We start from the raw sequence: 22,868 nt of genomic DNA, 5'->3' as shown, positions 1-22,868 counted from the left end.
CCTTACGCCTTAGCCAGCTTCTCCGCCAGTTCCGCTATGCGGGCAGGAGTGAAGCCGAATGTCTCGGCCAGATAATCCAGCTTGCCTACCTCGCCATAACGTTCACCGACATTGAGAAAATCCATCTTGACGGGAACTGTCCGCGCAAGATGAGCCGCGACAGCTTCGCCAACACCACCTGCATAGCGTCCGTTCTCACAGACCAGCACCTTGCCAGTACGGGAAGCGACCTTCTCAATAAGAATAGTATCCAACGGCTTGACGGTATGCAGGTCAACGACAGTCGCCTTTATACCCTTGGAGGACAGAATCTTGGCAGCTTCAAGTGCGCCAGGCACCATGATGTCGCCGGTCGCGATGATGGCGACATCCTTGCCGTCCTTCAGCTCGATGGCCTTGCCCAACTCGAACTTGGTGTTCTCGTCATAAATATGGATGACCCCCTTGCGCCGGATGCGGGTATAGGAACTCCTGCCGGATTCATAAGCCTTGAGGGTCAACGCATACCCGCTGAACGCATCCGCAGGCTCGATGACGCTGATACCAGGAACCTGCCTCATCAGGGCGATGTCCTCGAACGGCATGTGAGTACCGCCGTTCAACTGGGCAGTGATGCCGGGGTCGGTTCCTATGAGATGGACTGTCTGCCGGGCATAGCCGACGGACAGGAACCATTGGTCATAAGCACGGCGGCTGGCAAAACAGCCGAAGGTATGCGCAAAAGGAACAAGACCTGTGGAGGCCAAGCCCGCAGCAACGCCCACCATGTTGGCTTCGGCGATACCACAGTTGAAGAAACGCGTGCTGAACTCTTTCCCGAATGATGAAGAATTCAGGCAGCTCGCAAGGTCAGCGTCAAGCATCACTACATCGGGATGCTTGCGTGCCAAATCGATGATGGCAGCCATGATGACATCCCTCATGTTCGGAATAGCGCGTACATCTGTCATGCCTGTGCCCCCTTGTACCCTGCTTTCAGCAGTTTTATCGCTTTTTCAGCGTCTTCCTTGCTCACCGTCATGCTATGGTTGCTCTGGATTCCCACGCCGGGAGCATACCCCTGACTCTTGATGGTATCCATGATAATCATACTGGGACGGTCGGTGACTTCCTTCGCTTTCGCGATGGCCTGAGCAATCTGCTGGAAGTCATGCCCGTTAATCCTCTGCACATGCCAATTGAAGCCAAGCCAGCGGGTGTCGATGTTATTCATCGATACAATGTCCTCGCAATAGCCGTCAAGCTGTTGGCGGTTGAAATCAGTGAAAGCAATGAGATTGCCCAGCTTCCATTGGGCGGCAGTCTCGGCGGCCTCCCATACCTGGCCTTCCTGGCTTTCGCCATCACCGACAATCAGATAGGTGTAGGAACCGTCAAGCTGCTGTATCTTCTGCCCCAAGGCTATGCCGACCGCAGCACTGGCGCCTTGTCCGAGGGAACCTGTGGTGAAGTCAATTCCTGGAGTCTTGTTCATGTCACAGTGACTGGGCAGGTTCGTACCACCTTTGTTGAGCGTCTCAAGCCATTCCACGGGGAAATATCCCTTGCTGGCCAGCACAGCATACACTGCCGGACCGGCATGACCCTTGGAACAGACCAGGCGATCCCTGTCCCAACGATTGGGATTCTTTGAATCCAGGTTATTCATCTCATGGTAATACAGGTAGGTAAGCAGCTCCATAATGGACATGCTCCCGCCTATATGACCATTGCCCAAGGCCGCTATCTCGCGAATAGTCATTTCGCGCAACTCAAGGGCCTTGTCCGTCAAAGCCTTGACGGCAGCATCATCAAGCCTCGTCATGTGTTCTCCTTTTCGCGGCACCCGGTACCGCAATCTTCGTTACGAGATCGGAATCCGAGGACAAGAAACGGAACGCGCTCCCGTTTCTTATGGCCTCAACTCCTTACGATCTTCTTCTGATATGGAATGCCAAGGCATTCCTGTCGCAGCAAGCGTCCGTGTGATATAGGTCATCCGCGCGGCATTCTCGAAGACTTCAATCCTGTCAAAGGCTTCAATCAACGTCCGTCCGACAGCCACCACCCCGTGGTTCTCCATAAGCATCACGTCATGAGTCCGCGACGCCTCTGCCACCGCTTCCGCCAGAGCTTCTGAACCTTGCTTATGATACGGCACATATCCTGCGTTTCCAAGCAAAAACCACGATTCCGCGATTAATGCGGTATCAACAGGACATGTCTCCCCTTCCCTCGGCCTGATGGCGCTGAAAGCGGATGCATAGAGGGAATGCGCATGGACTATTGCATTCATGTCCGGGCGGGCGCGAAGCACAAGCCGGTGAATGCCGTTCTCAATGCTCATGGTCAGGTGTGGAGTAAGGTTCTTCCCTGAAAAATCAACGACAGCGATATCATCTGATGTCAGGGACGCCTTGTCCTTGCCGGAAGATGTGATGCAGAAATGATCTGCGTCCAGACGCAGGCTGATGTTTCCCCCGCTTGTCGTGGTAAGTCCCTTCTCATACAGCCGGGTCATGCAAGCCGCGACATCGGCTCGCTGCCTCTGGTAGTCCATCCTTTCCTCCTGGGAACGCTCTGTTCCCTTCCCCTCAAAGATACGGCTTTTGCTCATGTAATTCAACAGGTGACGCCTTGAGACATGACAGAGGTTCTGATACAATGAGCGGCACACATCAATCTTTCCAGGAACCCCGAATACACTTCATGGTGAACGGGGAAAGGATACAGTCGTCATGAGAATGTCAGCTCTTTTTTCCAAGACGTTACGCGAAGCTCCCTCCGGAGCCGATGCCAAGGGGTATGAGCTCCTGTTGCGTGCTGGTTTCATCCGGCAACTTGGCGCAGGCATCTTCACCATGCTCCCCCTCGGCTACCGTTCAGTAAAGAAGATTGAATCCATCATCCGCCAGGAAATGGATGCCATCGGCGGCCAAGAAATCCTCATGCCAGTGGTCAACCCCGCGGACATCTGGAAAAGCACAGGGCGCTATTACAGCATCGACAAAGAAATGAGCCGATTCCAGGATCGTGTAGGACGGGACATGGTGCTGGCGATGACCCACGAAGAAGCTGTCACTGATGTTGCGAAAGGCGAGATAGACAGCTATAAGCGGTTGCCCCAGCTTGTCTACCAGCTCCAGACCAAATGGCGTGATGATCCCCGTCCCCGCGCCGGACTCATCAGGGTACGTGAGTTCACCATGAAGGACAGCTACAGCTTTGACCGTGACCAAGCAGGTATGGAAAAGCAATACCGCGCTCATTACAGCGCCTATTTCCGCATCTTCGGGCACGCAGGGCTTCCTGTGACCGTCGTCGGGTCAGACAGCGGCATGATGGGCGGAAAGATAGCCCATGAATACATGTACCTGTCTCCGGTCGGGGAAGATACCATCATCACCTGTCCCGGATGCGGCTATACTGCGAATCGCCAGGTAGCGACATTCAAGAAAACTTTCTTCCCCGAAGCCCCGCGTCCCCGCAAGGAAGTGGAGACTCCTGAAGCCAGGACCATTGAAGAACTCTGTGCATATTTGAAAATAGAACCGGCACGTACTGCCAAGGCGCTGTTCATGATGGGGACTTTCGTAGATACCGCCACCGGTACTGAAAGCCAACGACTCATTGTCGGTATTGTACGCGGAGACCTGGACATTGAGGAAAACAAGCTCCAGAACGCCGCCAAGGCCAATTCCCTCCGTCCTGCCCATGCTGATGAAATCAAGGCCGCCGGCATGGAGCCGGGATTCGGTTCCCCCATTGGGGCGAGGGAGGATGTCATGGTCATCGTCGATGACAGCGTATCCTGCTCCAACAACCTTGTGGCAGGGGCGAACAAACCCGGCTGCCATTACGTGGACACGAACCATGGCGTTGATTATTCCGGAACTGTCGCGGACATCGCTTCCGCCGCAGCAGGTCATGGCTGCCCTGTTTGCGGAGAGCCGCTTTGCGTATCCAAGGGAGTCGAGGTTGGGAACATCTTCCAGCTGGGAACCCGTTATAGCGAAGCCATGGGCTGCCTTTACCAAGATGAAGACGGCGTGCGCAAGCCTGTGATCATGGGCTCCTACGGCATCGGGGTGGGCAGGATGCTGGCTTGTCTGGCGGAAGAATACCATGACGACAGCGGCCTTGCGTTACCTGTCACAGTTGCTCCTTATCAGGTGCATCTGGTGAGTCTGGTGAAGGATGAACAGGTGGGAGACACTATCTATGGCAGGCTCACGCACGCTGGGATCGAGGTTCTGTACGATGACCGCAAGGAATCAGCGGGTGTCAAGTTCGCTGATGCGGACCTGCTGGGGATGCCCATACGCATTACCGTGGGAAACCGTTCCCTTAAGGAAGGAAAGGTCGAGGTCAAGCTCCGTTCACAACCGGACGAAATACACACCTTCGACCTGGCCGACCTTGAGAAAGAAATCATCGCCTTGGCAGACAGCATGGAAAAGAACCTGAAGGAAAAAATCATCCACGCGGAACTGGAATAAAGCTCCCTGCTCCTTGCCTTACGCTTGGCTTGCCTTACGCTTGGCTTGCCTTACGCTTACCTTACGTCGCACCCTTCTTTTTCAGCTGGGATATGATGTAGTTCCGTTTGCCTGCCTTTGCGTACTCCAGGACGGAATGGCCTTGGTAGTCACGGGCGTTCACGTCGGCTCCTTCCTTGAGCAGGGTTGAAACAATCCTCGTTTCAGGGTTGGCGTTGACCGCCATGATCAAGGGTGTCTCTCCCAGGTAATTACGCACGTTCAAGTCCGCTCCGGCATCAAGCAGGGCTTCTATGACCTTGGGATTCTCAGCTTTGTCCGCGGCGAGATGCAGGGCATTGGAACAATACTTGGGCTCTACTTCACGGATGTCCGCGCCTGCCGCCAGCAAAGCCTTGGTTACAGCCACATTCTTGTTGTATTGGGCGGCAAGCATCAAAGGTGTCATCCCCCATTCATTATGACAGTTGGCATCAGCACCCTTCATCAAAAGATCCTTGACGACCTTCGCCTTCGTAGCCTTGACCGCTGCGGCAAGGAGTTTCCTGTTTAGAGTTTCCGTATTCTTCGCCATGAGGCAACCTCCTTGGATTTCCCCCACCATTGTCGGGAATCTTTCCATAAGTATGACCTCAAACTGCACCACAGTAAAGGCTTGAGTAGAAAAAAGCTGAAAAAACACCATGAGCGATATTTTCAGAGGAAGTTATGATTGCCCCATCAGGGCTACACGTGTATTGTACAGATATGGTGACAAGAGAAATCATACACAAGGCTCCGAAAGTGGAGTTGCACGACCATCTTGACGGAGGGCTCCGGCCCGCTACAGTCCTTGAGCTAGCAAAGGAATACAATGTTTCAATTCCGGCGGACAATGCTGATGCTCTCGCCGAATGGTTCGTCCTGGGCAGCAAACGCAAAAGCCTTTCACTTTATCTGGAAACTTTTGAAGTGACTGTCAGCGTCCTGCAAACAATGGAAGCCCTCCGCCGTGCCGCATGTGAGGCCATGGAGGACTTGGCGGCGGATAATGTGGTCTATGCTGAAATACGTTTTGCCCCATCCTTGCATAGGCGAAAAGGGCTGAAAGGTGAAGAAATTGTGTCAGCGGTCCTGGCCGGACTGGAAGACGGACGGCGGGTGACCGGCATGGAATACGGCTTGATAATCTGTGCCATGCGTGGACAGAACCCCGCCCTGTCACGTGAAGCCGCTGAACTTGCCATAGCGTTCCGGGACCGGGGAGTCGTCGGCTTTGACCTGGCCGGTGATGAGGCAGGCAATCCTCCCCGCAAGCATCTGGATGCATTCCAGTACATCCGCAACCAAAACTTCAACCTCACCATCCATGCCGGTGAAGCTTTCGGCGTCGAATCAATCTGGCAGGCCATCCAAGTCTGCGGCGCCCAGCGCATAGGCCATGGAACCCGGCTGGTGGAGGACATGCTCATCCATGACGGCAGGGTGGCGGACATGGGTACGCTTTCCCACTTCATCCTCGACCGCCGCATCCCCATGGAGGTATGCCTGACCAGCAATGTAGGCACGGGAGCGGCCAAGGATTTCGCGTCGCATCCCTTCCGTCTTTTTTTTCAGAATAAGTTCCGCGTGTTCCTCTGCACGGACAACCGTTTGGTCAGCGGGACGACACTGACCGACGAATACGCCATAGCAGCCCACGCATATGGATTATCCTTGGACGACATTGAAAAGCTGAACATCAATGCAATGAAATCTGCGTTCCTCCACCATGAGCAGAAACTCAGCCTCATCTACAAAGTGATCAAAAAAGGATATGCGGAGCTCCGTCAGGGCATAGGCACAGTCTGATTACCGTCGTCCGAACCAGACAGAAAAAGGTTTGATGCGGAAACGCAACACACTGTACAGGTATGCGACTCCCAGTCCCGCCAGATGGGTGAGATGGGCGACATTTCCGCCTCCTCTTATCTGGCTGAAAAGTTCGATGGCAAAGTAGATGATGACTAACATCGGCGCCCGTACCGGAAATATGCCGAATACGAATATCCTGGCATCCGGGAAGAATGTTGCGAACATGAGCATGATTCCATAAATCACTCCCGATGCACCCACCAAGGAAACAGCCGAAGTTCCCGCTGCCATGTAAGCGATGAAACTGAATACACCGGACACTATGCCCGTAAGCATGTAGAACAGCAGGAACTCACGGGAGCCTATCCGTCTTTCCACCATGCTGCCGAAGATGAATAGTCCAAGCATGTTGAAAAGGATGTGGGAGACTCCGGAATGAACGAACATATAGCTGATAAACTGCCAGACGTATCCTTTCATCACCAAGGCCGGTCGCATGGCAAGGTAATAGGTGACTCCTGGAGTGTAGTAGAGCTGTCCTCCTGACAAGACATAGCCGGAAGGATAGATGTATTCGGTCAGGATGAAGACCAAAATGTTGACGATGATGAGTCTGAGGGTGTAATTCGCATAAGAATACCCCAGGCGACGGTTTAGAAAACTGTTCTTCATATCCGCTAAAGTAGCGAGAGGAAAGAACTTCGTCAAATGTGCAATTTCTGCGCACCTGCTGTGAACCGTGTCGCTTCTGCACGGTTTTTTCATGGTTTTTCGGAGAGTTACAGAATTAGTGACAAATCAGCGATAAAAAACTGGTTTCTTTTCATTGTCCACAAAGACGCAAGGAGAGAATAAAAAGGGCAAAAACTGCCAAAAAGATATGTTTTTAAAGAAATTTTTTTTCTTTTTTACTTTTTTGGATATCCGGCATCCAGATTTCTCTGAATTGGCACGCATGTTGCTATATTATACATATAGAGCAACAGTTTTTTTCATACCTCCTTAAGTGTGATTCCAAAGGCGCCGGACGACTCTCTCCCCACCCCATAAGAGTCCGGTGCCACTTTTTTTAAAAAAGAACCATCACGGGATGTGATGTCGTAGTAGTCATTACCGACGCCGGCTTGGATTTAGAACCAGGGGAGCGGGTATTCCCCTTTGAGTTCCATGACAAGAGCAATGACAAGAGTCTACTCTAAGAAGCGCGTGAATCTACCCTAACGTCCCATAATAAGGAAAACCTTTTTTGGTTAACCAGCACACTATCCGCTGATTTGGACGTGAAGCCCCGATTCTTTAAGAACTGAAGCATAGTCCTGCACGTCTTCATCGTGGAGTTGGGCAATGCCATTCATAGAGTATTCCAGTGCCAGTTTTTCATATTTTTTTTCACCAAATTGGTGGAAGGGCAATAACTGCACGGCATTCGCACCGACATCGGCCAGCACGTTTCCAAACTGGCGGGCATCCTCCAGGCTATCGTTGAATCCGGGAATAATGGGAATACGTAAAAACACGGGAATGGATCCTGCGAGAGCTCTACGGATGTTTGAGAGAACCAGATCTATTCCCGCCCCTGTTCCTTGCCGATAGGATGCATCGTTCCAATGCTTGAGATCGATATGGGCTACGTCTAACTTTTCAAAAACTTTCATGAATGTCTGTTCTGGTACGCAGGCGGCAGTCTCAATGGCAACGGCGACACCGTGCGCATGCAAAGCGTCACAGAGGGCGCAAGCGAAATCTGCCTGAAGCAAAGGCTCCCCCCCTGACAAGGTCACACCACCACCGCTTTCATCGTAAAACACTTTGTCTTTCAATACATCGTGAAGAACTTCCTCCAGCTTCCATATTCTTCCTCCCAAACTTTCTTCAAGTTCAGGCCGTACCTTCATGGAGATGGATTCAGGGTTTGCGCACCAATGGCATCTGAGATTACATCCTTTGAAAAAAATGGTGGAACGGATTCCCGGTCCATCATGGAGACAAAAATGCTGAATATTGAGCAATACCGCTTCCATCAGAATTTCCTTTGCCCTTACGTATGATTGATTCTCTGGCGTGAGAATCCATAGCATGAAGTATACTGCCGAGAAAAACATCTGTAAACCATCATATGAAAGTTAATTGCTTTCGAATGAAATTAAATGACTACTATAAGGACGGGCGGGCAGGAAAACTAAATGCAACAATGTAATAATTCTATATTGTGCGCTGTACTTCAGGCTGTACTTCAAAAAGAATAAGGATGTGCGACGACCATACAATCACAGCGTCACACATCCATGGAAATAAAAGCGTTCAGGACTATGCTTGTACGGCTTTCTCAAGAGCTTCCAGCATAAGCGTCTTGTCAGGCTTCAATCCTGTCCACATCTCAATATTCAATGCCGCCTGATTGACCAGCATGCCAGCGCCTGTAGAACACGGGATTCCTCTCCTGCACAATTCTTTGATGAGAGCTGTTTCTATGGGGTTCGGAATTACATCTTGAACAAACATAGAGGAACTGAGGGTGTCCAAGTCAATGTGTGGAATAACGTGTACATCTGGGTACAGCCCTACTGATGTGGCGTGTATTACGATATTCGTATTCGCAGGAATCGGAAATAAGCCATGCCAATCTTCATAGAGTACCTCCACATTGGTCCGGGTAGTCAGAATACTGACAAGCTCATCTCCCAACGTGCGATCTTGCGGACGATTGACAATAGTAATCGTTTTTACACCCGCAAGCGCCATTTCCACACAGATGGCGCGTGCCGCGCCGCCAGCGCCAAAAACTACGGCCTTTTGTCCTTCAACCTGTACTCCACTGGAGGCGAGCGACATCATGAATCCTTTTCCATCAGTATTCTCTCCGAACAGCTGTCCACCATCATTGATGATCGTATTGACCGCGCCAATCATTCTTGCGCTTTCAGAAATCTCATCAAGATACTCCATGACAGCTATTTTATGGGGAATCGTGCAGTTGATTCCCCTCATCTTAAATGCTTTCAACCCTTTGATGGCATTTTCCAATTGATCTTTGTCCACATCGATGGTCAAGAATCTCCAATGATCCAGTTCCAAGGCTTTGAAAGCCGCCTCTTGTATCACAACACCGGGATTCTCCGCGACAGGCTGACCGAATACTCCCACCAGACAATCAAGATAATTCTGTTTTTTCATTTCAATTTTCCTTTTATTCCTTTTCCTTTGTCATGAGATTGAGAATGACACAATCCGTAGCATACATGCCTTTGCTCGCCATACATCCGACGGCATCTATGGTTTTCTCAACAGAATCCATCACAATGCCCTCTCCCGACTGAAAAGCCTGCCCTTCCATTGCCAACTGGTGAGCCATGATCGCACTTTCCAGGCACAGGGCAATCTTCGCGGCACATGAGGGTTTTGCGCCATCACATATCACACCTGAAGCAGTGCCCAGGGAATTGGTAATTGTCTGCTCAATCTGATGCAGAGTCCCTCCATCGAGATACGTAAGGGCACAGCCACTACCCGTGGCGGCACAGACAACTCCACAATACGCGGAAAGCCGACCAATCCCCCTTTTCAGATGGATTACAATCAGGTTGGAAAGTACCAACGCCCGCAGGAGGCGTTCATGGGATAGCCCTTTCTCACGGGCATAGAGGATGACAGGCAGGGAAGCTGTCGCGCCTTGGTTTCCGCTGCCGCAGACAATCACGACCGGCAGGTCGCATCCCCCCATGCGGGCATCAGACGCTGATGCGGCATATGCTTGGAGAAGCTTCCCGTTTCTGTAATAAAGCTTGCCGACATTGACACCCCAGTCATTCTTCAATCCTTCTTCCGCTATTCTCAGATTGCAGGAGATCTGCCGGTCAAGGACTTCTTCGACATCCCCTATGTCACACGTGTCCGCGAAGTCTACGATTTGTGCTATATTCAGGCACTTGTGGTCAGTCAATCCATCACGTACCATTTCCTCGTCATCACAACAGAAAACGACTGCGCCGTTTTTTTCTATGCGAACGATATGCGTGTGGGCATTCTTCAGTTCGACTTCAACCCAGTCTGCTCCTGCCTGTACCCTGACAATCAGATGCAAAGCCTCTGAATGTTCCAGAACGCTGACCGCACAGAAATTCTGTTCCAACAACTTCCGCGCCTCGATGACCTTGCCCGTGGGCATATCCAGCAGAACCTCCAGCTTTCTGTCAGCATTGCCCCCGACAACACCAAGAACCGCTGCCGCGCCAACACCACGCAGGTTCCCTCCATTGGGAATGTAGACACCCATAGCATTCTTAATCAGATTGCCGCTCGCAAAAACATCCATGCGTTCAGGCATGACACCCAAGACCTTACGGGCTGTCGCCGCCACATAAGCAATGGCGACAGGTTCCGTACATCCCCCGGCAGGAATCAGTTCTTCCTTTAATATGCCCACATAGTGCTGATAATTCTGTTCTGTCTTCTTCATGGTATCAGTCCTTACGGAGCCACATTCATGTCTTGTCCGATTTCCTCCATGGCTTCTTCCCACAACCCAAACCGAGGGAGAGAGCCTATGCCCCAGCCACACCCTCCGGAAATAATGACTTTAGATCCGGCGGCGGCAATGGCATTACGAATCTTCACCTTGATACGCGCCTTGATTTCGTCACGACATGTGCCGCTGAGATCGGAAGGAGACTTGATCATCACGGACAAGTCTTTATAACTTCCATGTGTGGAATGATTCAAACCTCCCACCAAAACAACATCAGTGAGCCTGCGCATCTCCGCAAAGGAATGCTGCTCGGAATCCTGGTCCGCCCAGTTCAGTGCCTCTACCGGATAATCCAGGAACCACTCGGAAAGTGCTGCATCGCCATGGCAGACATGCGCCATGTTGAACCACGTCCTGTCCTTGATTTTCTGGATATTCCGGATGTCATATTTCTTGCCATACTCCTCGAACATCTCTTTCCCCATGATACCCGCCATCCCTGCCTGATAACCAAGAAAAAAACCATCCGCGCCAGCCTTGACGAATTCTTCCATCAACAGCTCATTGGTCTCGTTGACTACGGCAAGACCAATCCTGGCATATTTCTCAGAATATTTGAAATGCGCGACAATGGTTTCCTGGCGGAAGTATCCACCAGTCATTTCACCCATCCAGATGAAGGGACTGAACACCGTCGGCAAGACAGGAACATCTCCCTGGAAGTAATCTACGAGCCTTTTCACAACCTCAATCTCGCGGGCAAAGACGCCTTCTTTCATGCTGGGGACTTTCAGTCTCGCCCATTCATGAGGATCATTGATGACATTTATTTGCGTATTCTGCCATGTTTCATCCAATATGTGTTCCGCCGGACGTATCTTTTGACCAAAGGCTTCCGGAAAATACAGGCCGTTGGACATGACCTTGATAAAATCAAAGCCATATGCATTCTGATAATCAATCGTAGCCTTGGCAAAATCCTTGGCATTCCTGTCTACCAGATTCATATGGGGTCCCCAAGCTACGAAAGCCGGACGATCCAGGATTTTCCCTTCCAAAGCGGCCTTGACACGTTGTGTATGTGAAATCATGTTAAAAGTTTCCTCCCAAAAGACTATGTTTCATATGTTACAGCCCACCGAAATAAGCTTTTCTCACCTCATCGGAATTCAACAGGCAATCCGCCCGATCCGTCAGTACGACACTCCCCGCCTCCAGCACGTAGGCACGATCCGAATGCTTCAAAGCAATCCGGGCGTTCTGTTCCACCAGCAGGATGGTCGTACCCATCATGCGGATTTTATCTATCATGTTGAAAATCTCCGTGATGATGAGAGGAGCAAGCCCAAGGGATGGTTCATCCATGAGAAGCATCCTTGGCTTTCCCATCATAGCACGGCCGATAGCCAGCATCTGCTGCTCTCCACCGGAAAGACTGCCTGCCATCTGAGCGTTGCGCTCCTTGAGTTTCGGCAGCAACGTATATACGGTCTCCAAACTTTCAGGAATTTCCTGGCGGGGACGTTGGTAAGCGCCCAGAAGCAAATTGTCCCGCACGGAATAGCGCGGAAACACCTGCCTGCCTTCCGGAGACAGTATGATTCCTGACTGCACCATGTACTGCGTATCTTTATTGGTAATATCAATACCATTGAACTTTATTTTTCCTGACTTGCAGGGAACCAATCCCATGACAGTCTTCATCAACGTACTCTTTCCTGCTCCGTTCGCGCCGATAAGAGTGACCACTTCCCCGGTTTCGACTTCAATATTGACCGTCTTGATCGCATGGATGCTCCCGTAGTCAACTGTCACATTTTCCAGTTCCAATAATGCCATCTTATGCTTCCTTTCCCAGATAGGCTTCAATGACGACGGGATTTGTACGGACTTCCCCAGGGGAACCTTCCGCGATAAGAGCCCCATCGTTAAGAACATACAGACGGTCACAGATATTCATTACAAACTTCATATCGTGTTCAATAAGAAGGATGGTATTTCCTCTTTCCCTCAACGCGTACACGGTGTTCATAAGTTCTTCTGTCTCTATTTCATTCATGCCAGCGGCAGGTTCATCCAGCAGGAGAAGCTTGGGTTCCAGGGCAAGTGCTCTGGCAATCTCGACTTTCCTCTGATCTCCATACGGCAAGCTCGTAGCCATTTCATAACGATTTTCGTAGAGTCCGAAGATTTTCAGGATTTCTTCCGCTTTATGGACAGCATCATCCATTGTCCGGCGCATCTTTCCGACAACGATCATTTGGGAAAAAGACAGCCGCGTACTGATATGCATACCTACGATGACGTTGTCCAGTACGGACATCCTGGAAAAAAGACGGACATTCTGGAATGTGCGGCCAAATCCATAAGCTGTAATCTGGTAGGGTCTCCATCCGGTGATATCGGTGCCGACCATGCGGACGGAACCTTTTGTCGGACGGTACATGCCTGTAATGCAGTTGAACAATGTAGTCTTTCCCGCGCCATTGGGACCAATGACTCCGACAATCTCTCCTTGGTCAACGTGCATGCTGACACCTTTGAGAGCGTTCAATCCTCCAAAACATTGCGTCATATCATGGACAGACAATATCTCACTCATGATGCTTTCCTCCCGCAATGCTCTTTTCAAGGGAGAGTCTCTGTCCGATATATTTGAAATTGACCGAACCAAAAATTCCCTCAGGACGCACGAGCATCAACAGTACCAGGAGAGCGCCGAATACCAACTGACGGTACTCGGAGAAACCTCTCAGGACTTCAGGCAAGACAGTAAGGAGCGTTGCTCCGACAAAACTTCCGAATATATTGCCCAGACCGCCGAAAATAACCATGACCAACATATTGTTGGACACTGCGTTGGTAAAGCTGCCAGGATCTATATAGCTGGTATATACAGAGTAAAACCCTCCGGCGGCACCAGCCAGCATGGAAGATATGACAATAGCCAAGACTTTGTACTTGAATACATGTATTCCCATTGCTCCAGCGGCAAGATCATCGTCCCTGACTGCCAGGATTGCATACCCCATGCGAGCATGAATCACTTTATGCACTATGAAGGTCGTCAGCGACAATAATATCAGTATAAGGTAATAATAAGCCTGCTGTGATTTGATCAGCTGCCCGAAGATTTGCAGCTTGGGAATTGCCATGATGCCCAATGGTCCATTTGTCAGCGACATCCAGTTAATTTCAATGACACGGACAATCTGGCAGAAAACCATTGTGGTTATGGTAAAATAATACCCTTTCAGATGCATGACCGGCAGGCTCAGCAGCAGACCGAACAGTCCCGCGACAAGCGCCGCCACTATCAAAACGCCCACATTGTTCCACCCATGGTTCTTTGCCAGGATAGCCGCCGTATAAGCGCCGATTCCCCAGAAAGCTGCATGACCAAAGGATATCTGCCCAAGTATCCCGGACATCAGGTTCAGGCTGACTGCCAACATGCAGTACATGAGACATAGTATGGCAATACGCAGGACATATCTGGAAGTAAAGACATAGGGGAATATCACCGCGGCAATGACCGTACCAATCAACAACGGGCTTTTATGGCGAACCAACCATGTACTAAACCTTTCAATCATAGTCATTCCCTCTTATACTTTGTTAACTGCCTTTTTCCCGAACAGGCCATTGGGCATTATCAGCAGGACTAATATCAATATGGTAAAGGATATAGCGTCACGATAGCCCGTACTGATGTATGCGGATACCATGGTTTCCACCACGCCAAGGACAAGTCCTCCCACTACTGCTCCGGGGAGGATGCCGACACCACCGAGGATTGCGGCGGCAAAAATCTTGGTACCGATGGACGTACCCATGGATGTCTCAATGCTGCGATAATACATGGCGACCATGGTCCCGGCGACACAGGCCAGAAAACCGCTTACGATAAAAGTAAAAGAAATAACTTTGTTCGTATTGATTCCCATCAGCCTGGCGGCATCTTGGTTCTGTGCGATTGCGCCCATGGCTTTTCCAATCTTGGTACGATAGACAATAATGGAAAGCGTGATCATCAATATGCAGGCGACGCTCAGAATGATGACCTGTGTCCAAGTAACCACGGCATTTCCAACATAGAACTTGCCGAAATCCATGAAATTGGTGAATGACTTGGAGTCCGTACCGAAGAAAACCATGACAGAGTTGTCAATCACCATGGACATACCAAGGGTGGTAATCAGCCCGGATAGCTTGGGCGCCCTCTTTTTTCTCAGCCGCCGCAGTGCAAAGCGATCGACGCCATACCCAAGGACTCCAGTCAAGACAATGCTGATGGTGAAAGCCAGAAAAAAACGTGCCCCCACGATGCTATAGAGCAAATAAGTGATATATGCACCGAACATGTATAAGGAGCTGTTGGAAAAGTTGGTCAGTTCCAATACCCCGAAGATCATGGTAAACCCAATGGCTACCAAGGCATAGGTACTCCCGATCGTAATACCGTTTATAATCTGCTGTAATAACATTCGTCTATCTCCAAGAAAAAACCCCGCGGACATCCGTCACCATGGGGAGGCAGATGCCGCGAGTCTCCGGTATTCTTGTTCCGTCAGTTCACCCGTACAAAGGTTCCGTTCTGTATTTCAAAAACATAGATGCCTTTGTTCATTTCCTTCTGGTCGTTGTATCCCATGTTGAAGCCTGAAAGTCCTGGATAAGACCGGATGGCTTTGATCTGCCGTGCCACAGCGTCAGTATCGGTCGTACCTGCTGCCAAGGCACTGTTAAGGACAATGTTGACGGTGTCATATCCTTGGGCTGAGAAACCATCAGGAGTCTCTCCATACGCTTCTTTGTAGGCACTGATGAAGTCCTTGGTTATCTCATCGATATTGCCGGATTCCAGGACTGAAGGCAAGAAAGAAGGAGTGGAACTGAGAATATACGCACCGTCGATGTCAGTACCCACCAGTCTGGTGAATTCTTCATTCAAACACATGCCGGGTCCGACATACTGGACATCCAGATCCAATTGGTTTGCCTGAAGAAAAATCTGAGCGGCATCGTTATATGCGGCGCTGACAAACAGGATATCTGGGGTTTTGCTTTTTATCTTGGACAACACAGCGGAAAAGTCTTTTGTCTCACCGGGAACAAAGCTTTCATATACGACGGTCTCGCCACCGAATCCTTCCCATTCTTTCTTAATCAGGCCAGATTGCTGTACGCCGTGATCCGTGTTCTGATACAGGATTGCTATTTTTCCGACACCAAAGTATTCCTTGATGGCCTGGGCAAAGTTGACGCTCTCCAGACGGGCGCTCATGGGAATGGGAAATACATATTCGCCCATGCGCGGTAAATCAGCGTGTGAAGCAGCCACGCCCATCAGAATCATACCATTCTCATCAAATACAGGAGCCGTCGCCATGGCACAGGATGAACCATAACCCGCAAGAGCAGCAAAGACCGTGCTATCAGATACAATCTTGCTTGCCAGGTTTATGGCTTCATTCGAATCCCCTTTGTCATCATGGAATTCAATGGTGAACTGAGTACCATGCTCCGCATTGAACTGATTGAGAGCCAATTCAGCGCCATCCCTGATTTTTATGCCATACTGACGGTTGTCGCCGGTCAGGGGTGCAAACATGGACAGCTTGTTTCTTCCATTATACCTGATGCCTGAGCTGTCCGTAGCAATCGAGGTTCGAGCCGCTTCCGGCTTACCCTGAGAAGCTGGTTCCTTCTGCCCTCCCGCCGTCAACGCCGCAAATCCGAACACTGCGAAAAAAAGGATCAACATCCATGTCTTCTTCATATTTCTCCTCCTATAAAAAGCCCATATACTGGACTCCTTTTGAAATATGTTGATAGAAGTCTGCATTCTGCGAACATCCAGGGACATCTAAGGTGAAAGACAGTTCACACGGTGAAATACGACCATATCCTCCCATTGAGGAAAACTTGAAATCCATCTGTTTCAAAGCCTCATACGCAGACGTAATCGTTTACCTATAGGTAGGGTAGCAACCCATACCATCGTTGTCAATCAAAATTTTTATTCTCTTGTCATTGTGTCTTCATCGTGAAAAAGGTGCTTCACCGTTTCCTTTCTAGTGGAATGATGCGTTTCTTTTGCATCTACGACGGAACGCCGCAGGGGACTCTGAACAGAAGCGACGGAAAACACGGTAAAAATAATTAGGAGACTCATAGCCGACCTGATAGGAAATTTCCAACATGTCCTTATCCGTCGTTACCAACAAGTTCTTGGACATCTCGATACGGAGACGGTTTACATATTCTATGATGGTCATGTCCATTTGCTTATGGAATCTCCTTGATAGGTAAGAAACACTTACATTCTCAAGTTCAGCCAGTGCCTCAAGAGAAATCCGTTGGGTGAAATGGGAGTGGATATATTGGACTGACTTTGATATCCGGGGGAGTCCTTCACCGGTAAAGACAAGCTGTAATGCCTGAAGCAGCAGAACTTTGAGTAGATGTTCCATCATGTAGGGAATCTGATTCTTGCTTTTTGAATACTCATGCACAGTTTTGAACAATGTACCGAGCCGACCGTCCCGATCCTGTATTTGCAACGGTTCATCCAGCCGGAGATCCGGAAGATCTATCCAAAGACAGATGATTTCCCTGTGCAGCCCTGGTGCCAGGGCCTCTTGATGTAGACAGTTGGCGGGGTAGATGACCGTATCGAACAGGGATACCGACAGCCGCATGTCCGCCAGTTCAATGCTGTCAGTACCTTCAAGAAAAAACATAAGTTCAATATATGGATGGCTATGCAGGGTGAAATTCCAGATATTACTCATCTCATCAAACCGCTCACAGAATTTCAGGATTGGCTTTCCCATGTGGATAATCCTGTATTTTTCCGTAAAATCCATACAATCATCCTGTTTATCTCAGTTTTTTTCCACTATATCGGCAGATATTATTCCAAGCAAGAAAAAAGACTTTAAGATAAGGTAAGTTCAAGATTGTAGATATTTTGTGCAATTCAGAGAATTTTCTTTGCCTGAATGGTGTGATATCTTTTTCTTAAAAGAAGGAACTCATGACAGAGCGAGAAAAAATACAGGCAATCTTGCCATTGGAAAGAAGCCGTCTGCTGAAGAATCTGATGCTGGCAGAGCCTCGTTATGTCAGCATTGAACAGGCACGAATCATTACCAAAGCCTATCAGGACAATGAAGGCACGTCCCGGTGCATCCAGAGAGCGTTGTCGCTGAAAGCCGCGCTGACAGAGATTTCCATTCGTATCCTGCCTGATGAGTTGATTGTCGGTAACCGTACAGCCGGTGTCCGTGGAGGCGTCGTATTTCCGGAGACCGGGGCGTCATGGGTCGACCGTGAGTTTGAGACTCTCCCTACGCGACCGCAGGATATGTTCAATGTCCATCCTGAGGATATCCAGGAATTCCGTAATGATATCCTTCCCTATTGGAAAGGACGTTCCCTGGAGGATCACGTTCGCGCTGCCATAGGCGAACAGGTAGATGCCATTGCCAAGGTGGTGAAAATCAACCAGAAAGATCATTCCCAAGGACATATCTGCCCAAATACGAAAAAATGGTTGGCTCTCGGCCCTGCCGGCATTCTCGCCCAAGCACAGGAACATATCAGGGAGGCCTCAGGAAAGAGCAGGGACTTTTATGAAAGCATAGTCATTTCCATGCAGGGAGCCTGTATCTTCATGGAACGCTACGCTGCCTTAGCTGCCGAGATGTCCCAGACAACGGGCAATGAAAGTCTCATGGAGGTCTCCCGTATTTGCCATAAGCTTGCCTGTGAGCCTGCGCGTACTTTTCATGAAGCCATGCAGTCCGTCTGGTTCCTCTACGTCATACTACAGATGGAAGGCAATGCCTCATCTTTCTCTCCCGGACGGATGGATCAGTACGTATATCCCTACTACCTGAACAGCAGGAAAGCCGGAATGAGTTTGGAACAGGCGTTGGAAATCACGGAGTGCCTATGGTTGAAATTCAACCAGCTGGTCTATCTGCGCAATTCGAACAGCGCAAAATACTTTGCGGGATTCCCCATTGGTTTCAACGTAGCCATAGGCGGACAGTATGGTGATGGTTCCGACGCCGTGAATGATCTCAGCTATCTTTTCCTCATGGCACAGGAACATCTGTTGTTACCGCAACCGAATCTTTCCTGTCGGATACATAAAAATTCCCCACAGGAATTCCTTGATACCGCCAGCCGGGTAATAGGCTTGGGGAGCGGCATGCCTCAAGTCTTCAATGACGAGGCGGTCATCCCGGCGCTGGAATCCCATGGAGTCAGCCATGAAGATGCCATGAACTATGCCATTGTAGGCTGTGTGGAATTGACCACCCATGGCAATGCCCTTGGGTGGAGTGATGCCGCCATGTTCAACCTTGTCAAGGCGCTTGAACTGACACTCAACCATGGTACGGACATGTTGACCGGGCAGAAAACCGGACTGGATTTGGGAGACCTCACCACCTATGAAAGTTTCGAGGAACTGGAGGAAGCGTTCGCCAGACAGATTGATTATTTCTCAGACTACATGGTCGACTGTGTATCCACGGTGGAAAAGATGCATGAGCAACTGCTTCCTACTCCGTTCCTGTCTGCTGTCATAGATGACTGTATGACAAACGGGCGTGATGTCACCCAAGGTGGAGCCCATTATAATTTTGCAGGCGTACAGGCCATCCAGGTCGCGAATATCGCGGATTCTCTTGCGGCAATCAAGGACTTGGTATTCGGCAGGAAAATGCTGACGGCGGAAAGGCTGCTGCAAGCCCTGCGGAATGATTTCAAGGGGGATGAGGTAGTCCGGACAATGCTTCTTAACAAAGCACCCAAATATGGAAATGATATAGCGTGGGTCGATGCACTGGGAGCGAAATGGTCAAACTATTTTTCCGATGGTCTGGAAAAATACAGGAACAACAGGGGCGGTATCTATCAGATGGGTCTGTACACGGTGTCCGCACATGTCCCGATGGGGCAGAATGTCGGAGCTTCTGCTGATGGCCGTCATGCGCGGGATCCCTTGGCAGACGGAGGGGTGTCAGCCATGTATGGCAGGGATACCCACGGTCCTACGGCATTGCTGCATTCGGTATCGACCTTGCCTTTCAGGAAGGCAAGCAATGGAACCCTTCTCAATATGAAGTTTCTGCCAGAGTTTTTTCGGACATCCACAGGAATCAAGAAATTCTCCAATCTGCTACGGGCTTTCGTCGACTTGGGAATCAGCCATGTCCAGTTCAATGTAGTCAATGAAACGGATCTCAAGGCGGCACAGAAAGAACCGGAAAAGTATAGAGGGTTGACCATTCGCGTTGCGGGGTATACCGCCTATTTCACGGAACTGGCACGGGATCTACAAGATGAAATCATTGCCCGGACAGTTTATGAGCGCATATGAACGGGACAGTCTTTGCCATCACCCGCTTTGCCGTCCATGATGGTTCCGGAATCCGCACCACTCTGTTCTTGAAAGGTTGCCCCCTCAAGTGCCCATGGTGTCAGAACCCTGAAGGCATCAAACAGCATATTTCTCTCTGGCACTCCCCTTCTGCCTGCATACAGTGCGGGATATGCGTAGAGACATGTCCTGAAAGAGCTCTGGAGCTGGATGGACGGATTCATATCGACAAAAAACATTGTACTGGATGTGGCATGTGCATAGAGAAATGTCCGGCAGCAGCAATGGCATTTGACGGGTGGGTCATCTCAGACCATGAGGCAGCGGAATTATTGCTCAGGGATCGTCCGTTTTTCGGAGATTCAGGAGGCGTGACTCTTTCTGGCGGAGAAGTAATGGCGCAACCTGAATTTGCCCGATCTGTACTGAAACGCTGCAAGGATTCCGGCGTCAACACTGCCATGGAAACATGCCTGCTGGCTCCCCGGAAAGAATTTGAAGCCATGCTTCCCTTGGTAGACCAGTTTCTGGTGGACATCAAATACTGGAATGCACGTGACCACAAACAAATTGGCGCGTCCAATGAACAGATTCTTGACAACTATGCCTACCTGGTCAGTTCGGGGGCTGATGTCCTCGTACGCACCCCGTTGATTCCTGGCTATACGGCTACCGAGGAAAATATCCGTGCCATTGCCCGGTACGTGGCAGATACGAATCCTGAGACCAAATACGAACTGCTGAATTATAATCCCCTGTGCCGAAGCAAATATAGTGCGATGGAAAAGGATTACCCCGTAAAAAATCCGGCTCTGACTGATCAGGAAATGGATTTTTTTTACGGAATCCTGGAACAGGAAGGTATACGCAACATCATAAAGAAGGGGTAAACACTATGCTCAAGAAATTCCTGGAAAGAGCGGACGCTGATGATTCCGTCTATGTCAGTGAAGTCCGCGAGGCATTCCAGCAGGAGGGATGCCATCCATTCCATTGTCATGTAAAGCTCCATGATGGCTCTACACGGTGTTTCCCACTTCTCCTGCCCGACTTCTCCCCTGGGTCGGAAAGGAACTTCGTGGCATCCTATGTTCATGCCATGCTGTACAACATCATATCTTCTCTTGGCGCTGTCAAAATAGACATCTACATAGACTCCCGTAACAAGGATATTGTCGTATTGACGGAAGAACTGGATGAAGTATTCCAGACGACATATCCCAAGGAAGAGCGTACAGGGTACGGTAAATGCCTCAATGTGAACGAACGTATGCTGGCAACCTTATACGAGGCAGGTTCCCGTTTTGCGTTCCATACATATGATATAGCTCAGGAACCACCGGTGAGTGACGTTCTCCCCATACATCCCCACACGGATATCTTTGGACAGTTACCTTCCATCAGCCAGGAAAAGATTGTCATGGGCATGGATATCGGCGGCACGGATGTGAAACTTGTGGCATCGATAAAAGGACATCTGGCGATATTCAAGGAATATGATTGGTTTCCTGCTGGCTTTACTCGTGCGGAACAGTTTCTGGATCCATTGCTCATGCTGACACGACTCATGAGAGCCGCGACATGCCTGTATGCACAGAACCGTGAAAATGACATTGATAAAACCGCTTTGGACAGGTACGCCTCGTGGGAACACATGGAAAAAGGCATTGAAGCCATGGAAAATGCCGCTGGAGAGAATCTGCATGGATTTGATGCCATCGGCCTCTGTTTTCCCGATGTGGTGGTACGCAATCTGATTGTAGGAGGAGAAACGTATAAGACCAGAGGAATGCGCGGAAACAAAGACCTGGATTATGAACTCCAGTTCAGTCGGATCGCCTCCTTTGGCGACAAACTGAAAATGTTTGTCGTACCTGAAGGTTCAGTCCTGCTCACCAATGATGGTCCCATGGCTGCCTTTACGACAGCGGTGGAAATGGCGAGTGCCGGACAGGATATGTCAACAGGCTTTTTTGCTCATACGTTGGGAACGGAATTGGGAACAGGCTGGGTCAGACCTGACGGCTCAATCCCGGAAATCCCCCTGGAAGTCTATAATTTCATCATTGACCTCGGTAGTTACAGACAGAAAGAGCATGAACCTGATGATATCAGGAGCATTAATAACTTTAATACCGGACTAGTCGGCACACTGCAAAAATATGCCTGCCAATCCGGTGTATTTCGTCTCGCCGCCCGTAACCTGCCCGCGCAGGCTTCCTCCGTACTTCAGGAAGCCTTCGACAAAGGATTTTTTGTCCGGGTTGGCGACAAGATTATTGTTCCCACGAAACCAACAGATATGCGGAAACCTTGCCTGGAGTTTTTCATGAAGAAAGCCTCGGAACCCGGACAAGATGCCTGTGCGGATATTTTCCGACACATTGGAGAATCATTGGGTGTCTGCTGGCTTGAGACAGAATTCATCTTACATCCTGAAACCAAAGAACGCACACTGTTCGGACGTATGGTAAAAGATTCCGTCTGCTTCAATCTCCTGAATGAAGGGGCGACAAAAATTGTCCCCGGTCTGATACAGCATGCGGCTGATGGGAACCTGGCCCATACGCGTCTCATGAAAGAACTGGAAAAACATCCTGATTATACAGTGGCACAGTTTGCCCAAGCTGTCGGCGCAGTATACTACGGATGTCTTTCCTTTGTTTCCACGTCCTAAAATCCATGACCCCCG

The 22,868-nt window shown here is 49.9% G+C and carries 20 protein-coding genes; 5 read left to right on the top strand and 15 right to left on the bottom strand.

Annotated elements, in window-relative coordinates; genetic code table 11:
* Nucleotides 1-2: 2 nt before the first annotated feature.
* The 3 genes from SPICO_RS00605 to SPICO_RS00595 all read right to left on the bottom strand — a co-directional run bounded on the left by SPICO_RS00605 (nt 3) and on the right by SPICO_RS00595 (nt 2,596).
* Nucleotides 3-950, bottom strand: a complete 948-nt coding sequence (locus SPICO_RS00605) for a transketolase family protein (RefSeq protein WP_013738760.1) — start codon at nt 948-950, stop codon at nt 3-5.
* The gene (locus SPICO_RS00600) at nt 947-1,804 is read right to left on the bottom strand and encodes a transketolase (protein ID WP_013738759.1); all 858 of its coding nucleotides are present in this window, start codon (nt 1,802-1,804) and stop codon (nt 947-949) included. The genes SPICO_RS00605 and SPICO_RS00600 overlap by 4 nt, the downstream gene beginning before the upstream one ends.
* An 87-nt stretch (nt 1,805-1,891) precedes the next feature.
* Nucleotides 1,892-2,596, bottom strand: a complete 705-nt coding sequence (locus SPICO_RS00595; RefSeq protein ID WP_041395299.1) for a class II aldolase/adducin family protein — start codon at nt 2,594-2,596, stop codon at nt 1,892-1,894.
* A gap of 121 nt (nt 2,597-2,717) precedes the next feature.
* Between SPICO_RS00595 and SPICO_RS00590 the strand changes: the two genes are divergently transcribed.
* Nucleotides 2,718-4,478 (top strand): proline--tRNA ligase, encoded by a 1,761-nt coding sequence (locus tag SPICO_RS00590; protein WP_013738757.1) that lies wholly within the window; start codon nt 2,718-2,720, stop codon nt 4,476-4,478.
* A gap of 61 nt (nt 4,479-4,539) precedes the next feature.
* Here the strand turns inward: SPICO_RS00590 and SPICO_RS00585 are convergent, their stop codons facing one another.
* Nucleotides 4,540-5,052: an ankyrin repeat domain-containing protein gene (locus SPICO_RS00585; RefSeq protein ID WP_013738756.1), complete on the bottom strand. Its 513-nt coding sequence runs from the start codon at nt 5,050-5,052 to the stop codon at nt 4,540-4,542.
* Between the two features lie 158 nt (nt 5,053-5,210).
* Here SPICO_RS00585 and SPICO_RS00580 point away from each other — a divergent pair, with 158 nt between their 5' ends.
* The gene (locus SPICO_RS00580; protein ID WP_245523208.1) at nt 5,211-6,308 is read left to right on the top strand and encodes an adenosine deaminase; all 1,098 of its coding nucleotides are present in this window, start codon (nt 5,211-5,213) and stop codon (nt 6,306-6,308) included.
* Here the strand turns inward: SPICO_RS00580 and SPICO_RS00575 are convergent, their stop codons facing one another.
* From SPICO_RS00575 to SPICO_RS00525, 11 genes are all read right to left on the bottom strand, one after another.
* The gene (locus SPICO_RS00575) at nt 6,309-6,983 is read right to left on the bottom strand and encodes a rhomboid family intramembrane serine protease (RefSeq protein WP_041395295.1); all 675 of its coding nucleotides are present in this window, start codon (nt 6,981-6,983) and stop codon (nt 6,309-6,311) included. It abuts the gene before it with no gap.
* 590 nt (nt 6,984-7,573) lie between these two features.
* Nucleotides 7,574-8,332: a radical SAM protein gene (locus SPICO_RS00570; protein WP_013738753.1), complete on the bottom strand. Its 759-nt coding sequence runs from the start codon at nt 8,330-8,332 to the stop codon at nt 7,574-7,576.
* Between the two features lie 286 nt (nt 8,333-8,618).
* Entirely contained in the window at nt 8,619-9,485 is an 867-nt protein-coding gene (gene aroE, locus SPICO_RS00565) for a shikimate dehydrogenase (RefSeq protein ID WP_013738752.1), read from the bottom strand.
* 13 nt (nt 9,486-9,498) lie between these two features.
* Nucleotides 9,499-10,767, bottom strand: coding sequence for an L-cysteine desulfidase family protein (locus tag SPICO_RS00560; protein ID WP_013738751.1), 1,269 nt, complete (start codon nt 10,765-10,767; stop codon nt 9,499-9,501).
* An 11-nt stretch (nt 10,768-10,778) separates the two neighbouring features.
* Nucleotides 10,779-11,867, bottom strand: a complete 1,089-nt coding sequence (locus SPICO_RS00555; protein WP_013738750.1) for a uroporphyrinogen decarboxylase family protein — start codon at nt 11,865-11,867, stop codon at nt 10,779-10,781.
* Between the two features lie 37 nt (nt 11,868-11,904).
* Nucleotides 11,905-12,615, bottom strand: a complete 711-nt coding sequence (locus tag SPICO_RS00550) for an ABC transporter ATP-binding protein (RefSeq protein WP_013738749.1) — start codon at nt 12,613-12,615, stop codon at nt 11,905-11,907.
* Nucleotide 12,616: 1 nt separating this feature from the next.
* Nucleotides 12,617-13,378 (bottom strand): ABC transporter ATP-binding protein, encoded by a 762-nt coding sequence (locus SPICO_RS00545; protein ID WP_013738748.1) that lies wholly within the window; start codon nt 13,376-13,378, stop codon nt 12,617-12,619.
* Nucleotides 13,371-14,372 carry a branched-chain amino acid ABC transporter permease gene (locus SPICO_RS00540; RefSeq protein WP_013738747.1) on the bottom strand — a complete coding sequence of 334 codons (1,002 nt, stop codon included), beginning with the start codon at nt 14,370-14,372 and terminating at the stop codon, nt 13,371-13,373. The genes SPICO_RS00545 and SPICO_RS00540 overlap by 8 nt, the downstream gene beginning before the upstream one ends.
* A 12-nt stretch (nt 14,373-14,384) precedes the next feature.
* Entirely contained in the window at nt 14,385-15,263 is an 879-nt protein-coding gene (locus SPICO_RS00535; protein WP_013738746.1) for a branched-chain amino acid ABC transporter permease, read from the bottom strand.
* An 83-nt stretch (nt 15,264-15,346) separates the two neighbouring features.
* Entirely contained in the window at nt 15,347-16,558 is a 1,212-nt protein-coding gene (locus SPICO_RS00530) for an ABC transporter substrate-binding protein (protein WP_013738745.1), read from the bottom strand.
* A 295-nt stretch (nt 16,559-16,853) separates the two neighbouring features.
* On the bottom strand, nt 16,854-17,648 hold the full coding sequence (locus tag SPICO_RS00525) for a helix-turn-helix domain-containing protein (RefSeq protein ID WP_013738744.1): 795 nt from the start codon (nt 17,646-17,648) through the stop codon (nt 16,854-16,856).
* Between the two features lie 170 nt (nt 17,649-17,818).
* Here SPICO_RS00525 and SPICO_RS00520 point away from each other — a divergent pair, with 170 nt between their 5' ends.
* Genes SPICO_RS00520 through SPICO_RS00510 form a run of 3 tightly spaced genes read left to right on the top strand, consistent with a single transcriptional unit; the run spans nt 17,819 to nt 22,853 of the window.
* Entirely contained in the window at nt 17,819-20,176 is a 2,358-nt protein-coding gene (locus SPICO_RS00520) for a glycyl radical protein (RefSeq protein WP_013738743.1), read from the top strand.
* Nucleotides 20,173-21,066 carry a glycyl-radical enzyme activating protein gene (locus SPICO_RS00515; RefSeq protein WP_013738742.1) on the top strand — a complete coding sequence of 298 codons (894 nt, stop codon included), beginning with the start codon at nt 20,173-20,175 and terminating at the stop codon, nt 21,064-21,066. Before SPICO_RS00520 ends, SPICO_RS00515 begins: the two co-directional genes overlap by 4 nt.
* A 5-nt stretch (nt 21,067-21,071) precedes the next feature.
* The gene (locus SPICO_RS00510; RefSeq protein WP_013738741.1) at nt 21,072-22,853 is read left to right on the top strand and encodes a hypothetical protein; all 1,782 of its coding nucleotides are present in this window, start codon (nt 21,072-21,074) and stop codon (nt 22,851-22,853) included.
* Nucleotides 22,854-22,868 lie beyond the last annotated feature (15 nt).

Origin of the sequence: Parasphaerochaeta coccoides DSM 17374, from assembly GCF_000208385.1 — a bacterium.
GTDB classification, from domain to species: Bacteria; Spirochaetota; Spirochaetia; order Sphaerochaetales; family Sphaerochaetaceae; genus Parasphaerochaeta; species Parasphaerochaeta coccoides.
Note: the sequence above shows the minus strand (reverse complement) of the source record. Positions and strands in the feature narration are given on the sequence as shown.

Bases quoted from the DNA above. Each gene is read 5' to 3' on its own strand.
- SPICO_RS00525 (WP_013738744.1), bottom strand. From the start codon at position 17,648: ATGGATTTTACGGAAAAATACAGGATTATCCACATGGGAAAGCCAATC.
- SPICO_RS00545 (WP_013738748.1), bottom strand. From the start codon at position 13,378: ATGAGTGAGATATTGTCTGTCCATGATATGACGCAATGTTTTGGAGGA.
- SPICO_RS00555 (WP_013738750.1), bottom strand. From the start codon at position 11,867: ATGATTTCACATACACAACGTGTCAAGGCCGCTTTGGAAGGGAAAATC.
- SPICO_RS00530 (WP_013738745.1), bottom strand. From the start codon at position 16,558: ATGAAGAAGACATGGATGTTGATCCTTTTTTTCGCAGTGTTCGGATTT.
- SPICO_RS00575 (WP_041395295.1), bottom strand. From the start codon at position 6,983: ATGAAGAACAGTTTTCTAAACCGTCGCCTGGGGTATTCTTATGCGAAT.
- SPICO_RS00535 (WP_013738746.1), bottom strand. From the start codon at position 15,263: ATGTTATTACAGCAGATTATAAACGGTATTACGATCGGGAGTACCTAT.
- SPICO_RS00590 (WP_013738757.1), top strand. From the start codon at position 2,718: ATGAGAATGTCAGCTCTTTTTTCCAAGACGTTACGCGAAGCTCCCTCC.
- aroE (WP_013738752.1), bottom strand. From the start codon at position 9,485: ATGAAAAAACAGAATTATCTTGATTGTCTGGTGGGAGTATTCGGTCAG.
- SPICO_RS00600 (WP_013738759.1), bottom strand. From the start codon at position 1,804: ATGACGAGGCTTGATGATGCTGCCGTCAAGGCTTTGACGGACAAGGCC.
- SPICO_RS00510 (WP_013738741.1), top strand. From the start codon at position 21,072: ATGCTCAAGAAATTCCTGGAAAGAGCGGACGCTGATGATTCCGTCTAT.
- SPICO_RS00560 (WP_013738751.1), bottom strand. From the start codon at position 10,767: ATGAAGAAGACAGAACAGAATTATCAGCACTATGTGGGCATATTAAAG.
- SPICO_RS00515 (WP_013738742.1), top strand. From the start codon at position 20,173: ATGAACGGGACAGTCTTTGCCATCACCCGCTTTGCCGTCCATGATGGT.
- SPICO_RS00595 (WP_041395299.1), bottom strand. From the start codon at position 2,596: ATGAGCAAAAGCCGTATCTTTGAGGGGAAGGGAACAGAGCGTTCCCAG.
- SPICO_RS00605 (WP_013738760.1), bottom strand. From the start codon at position 950: ATGACAGATGTACGCGCTATTCCGAACATGAGGGATGTCATCATGGCT.
- SPICO_RS00570 (WP_013738753.1), bottom strand. From the start codon at position 8,332: ATGGAAGCGGTATTGCTCAATATTCAGCATTTTTGTCTCCATGATGGA.
- SPICO_RS00550 (WP_013738749.1), bottom strand. From the start codon at position 12,615: ATGGCATTATTGGAACTGGAAAATGTGACAGTTGACTACGGGAGCATC.
- SPICO_RS00585 (WP_013738756.1), bottom strand. From the start codon at position 5,052: ATGGCGAAGAATACGGAAACTCTAAACAGGAAACTCCTTGCCGCAGCG.
- SPICO_RS00540 (WP_013738747.1), bottom strand. From the start codon at position 14,372: ATGATTGAAAGGTTTAGTACATGGTTGGTTCGCCATAAAAGCCCGTTG.
- SPICO_RS00520 (WP_013738743.1), top strand. From the start codon at position 17,819: ATGACAGAGCGAGAAAAAATACAGGCAATCTTGCCATTGGAAAGAAGC.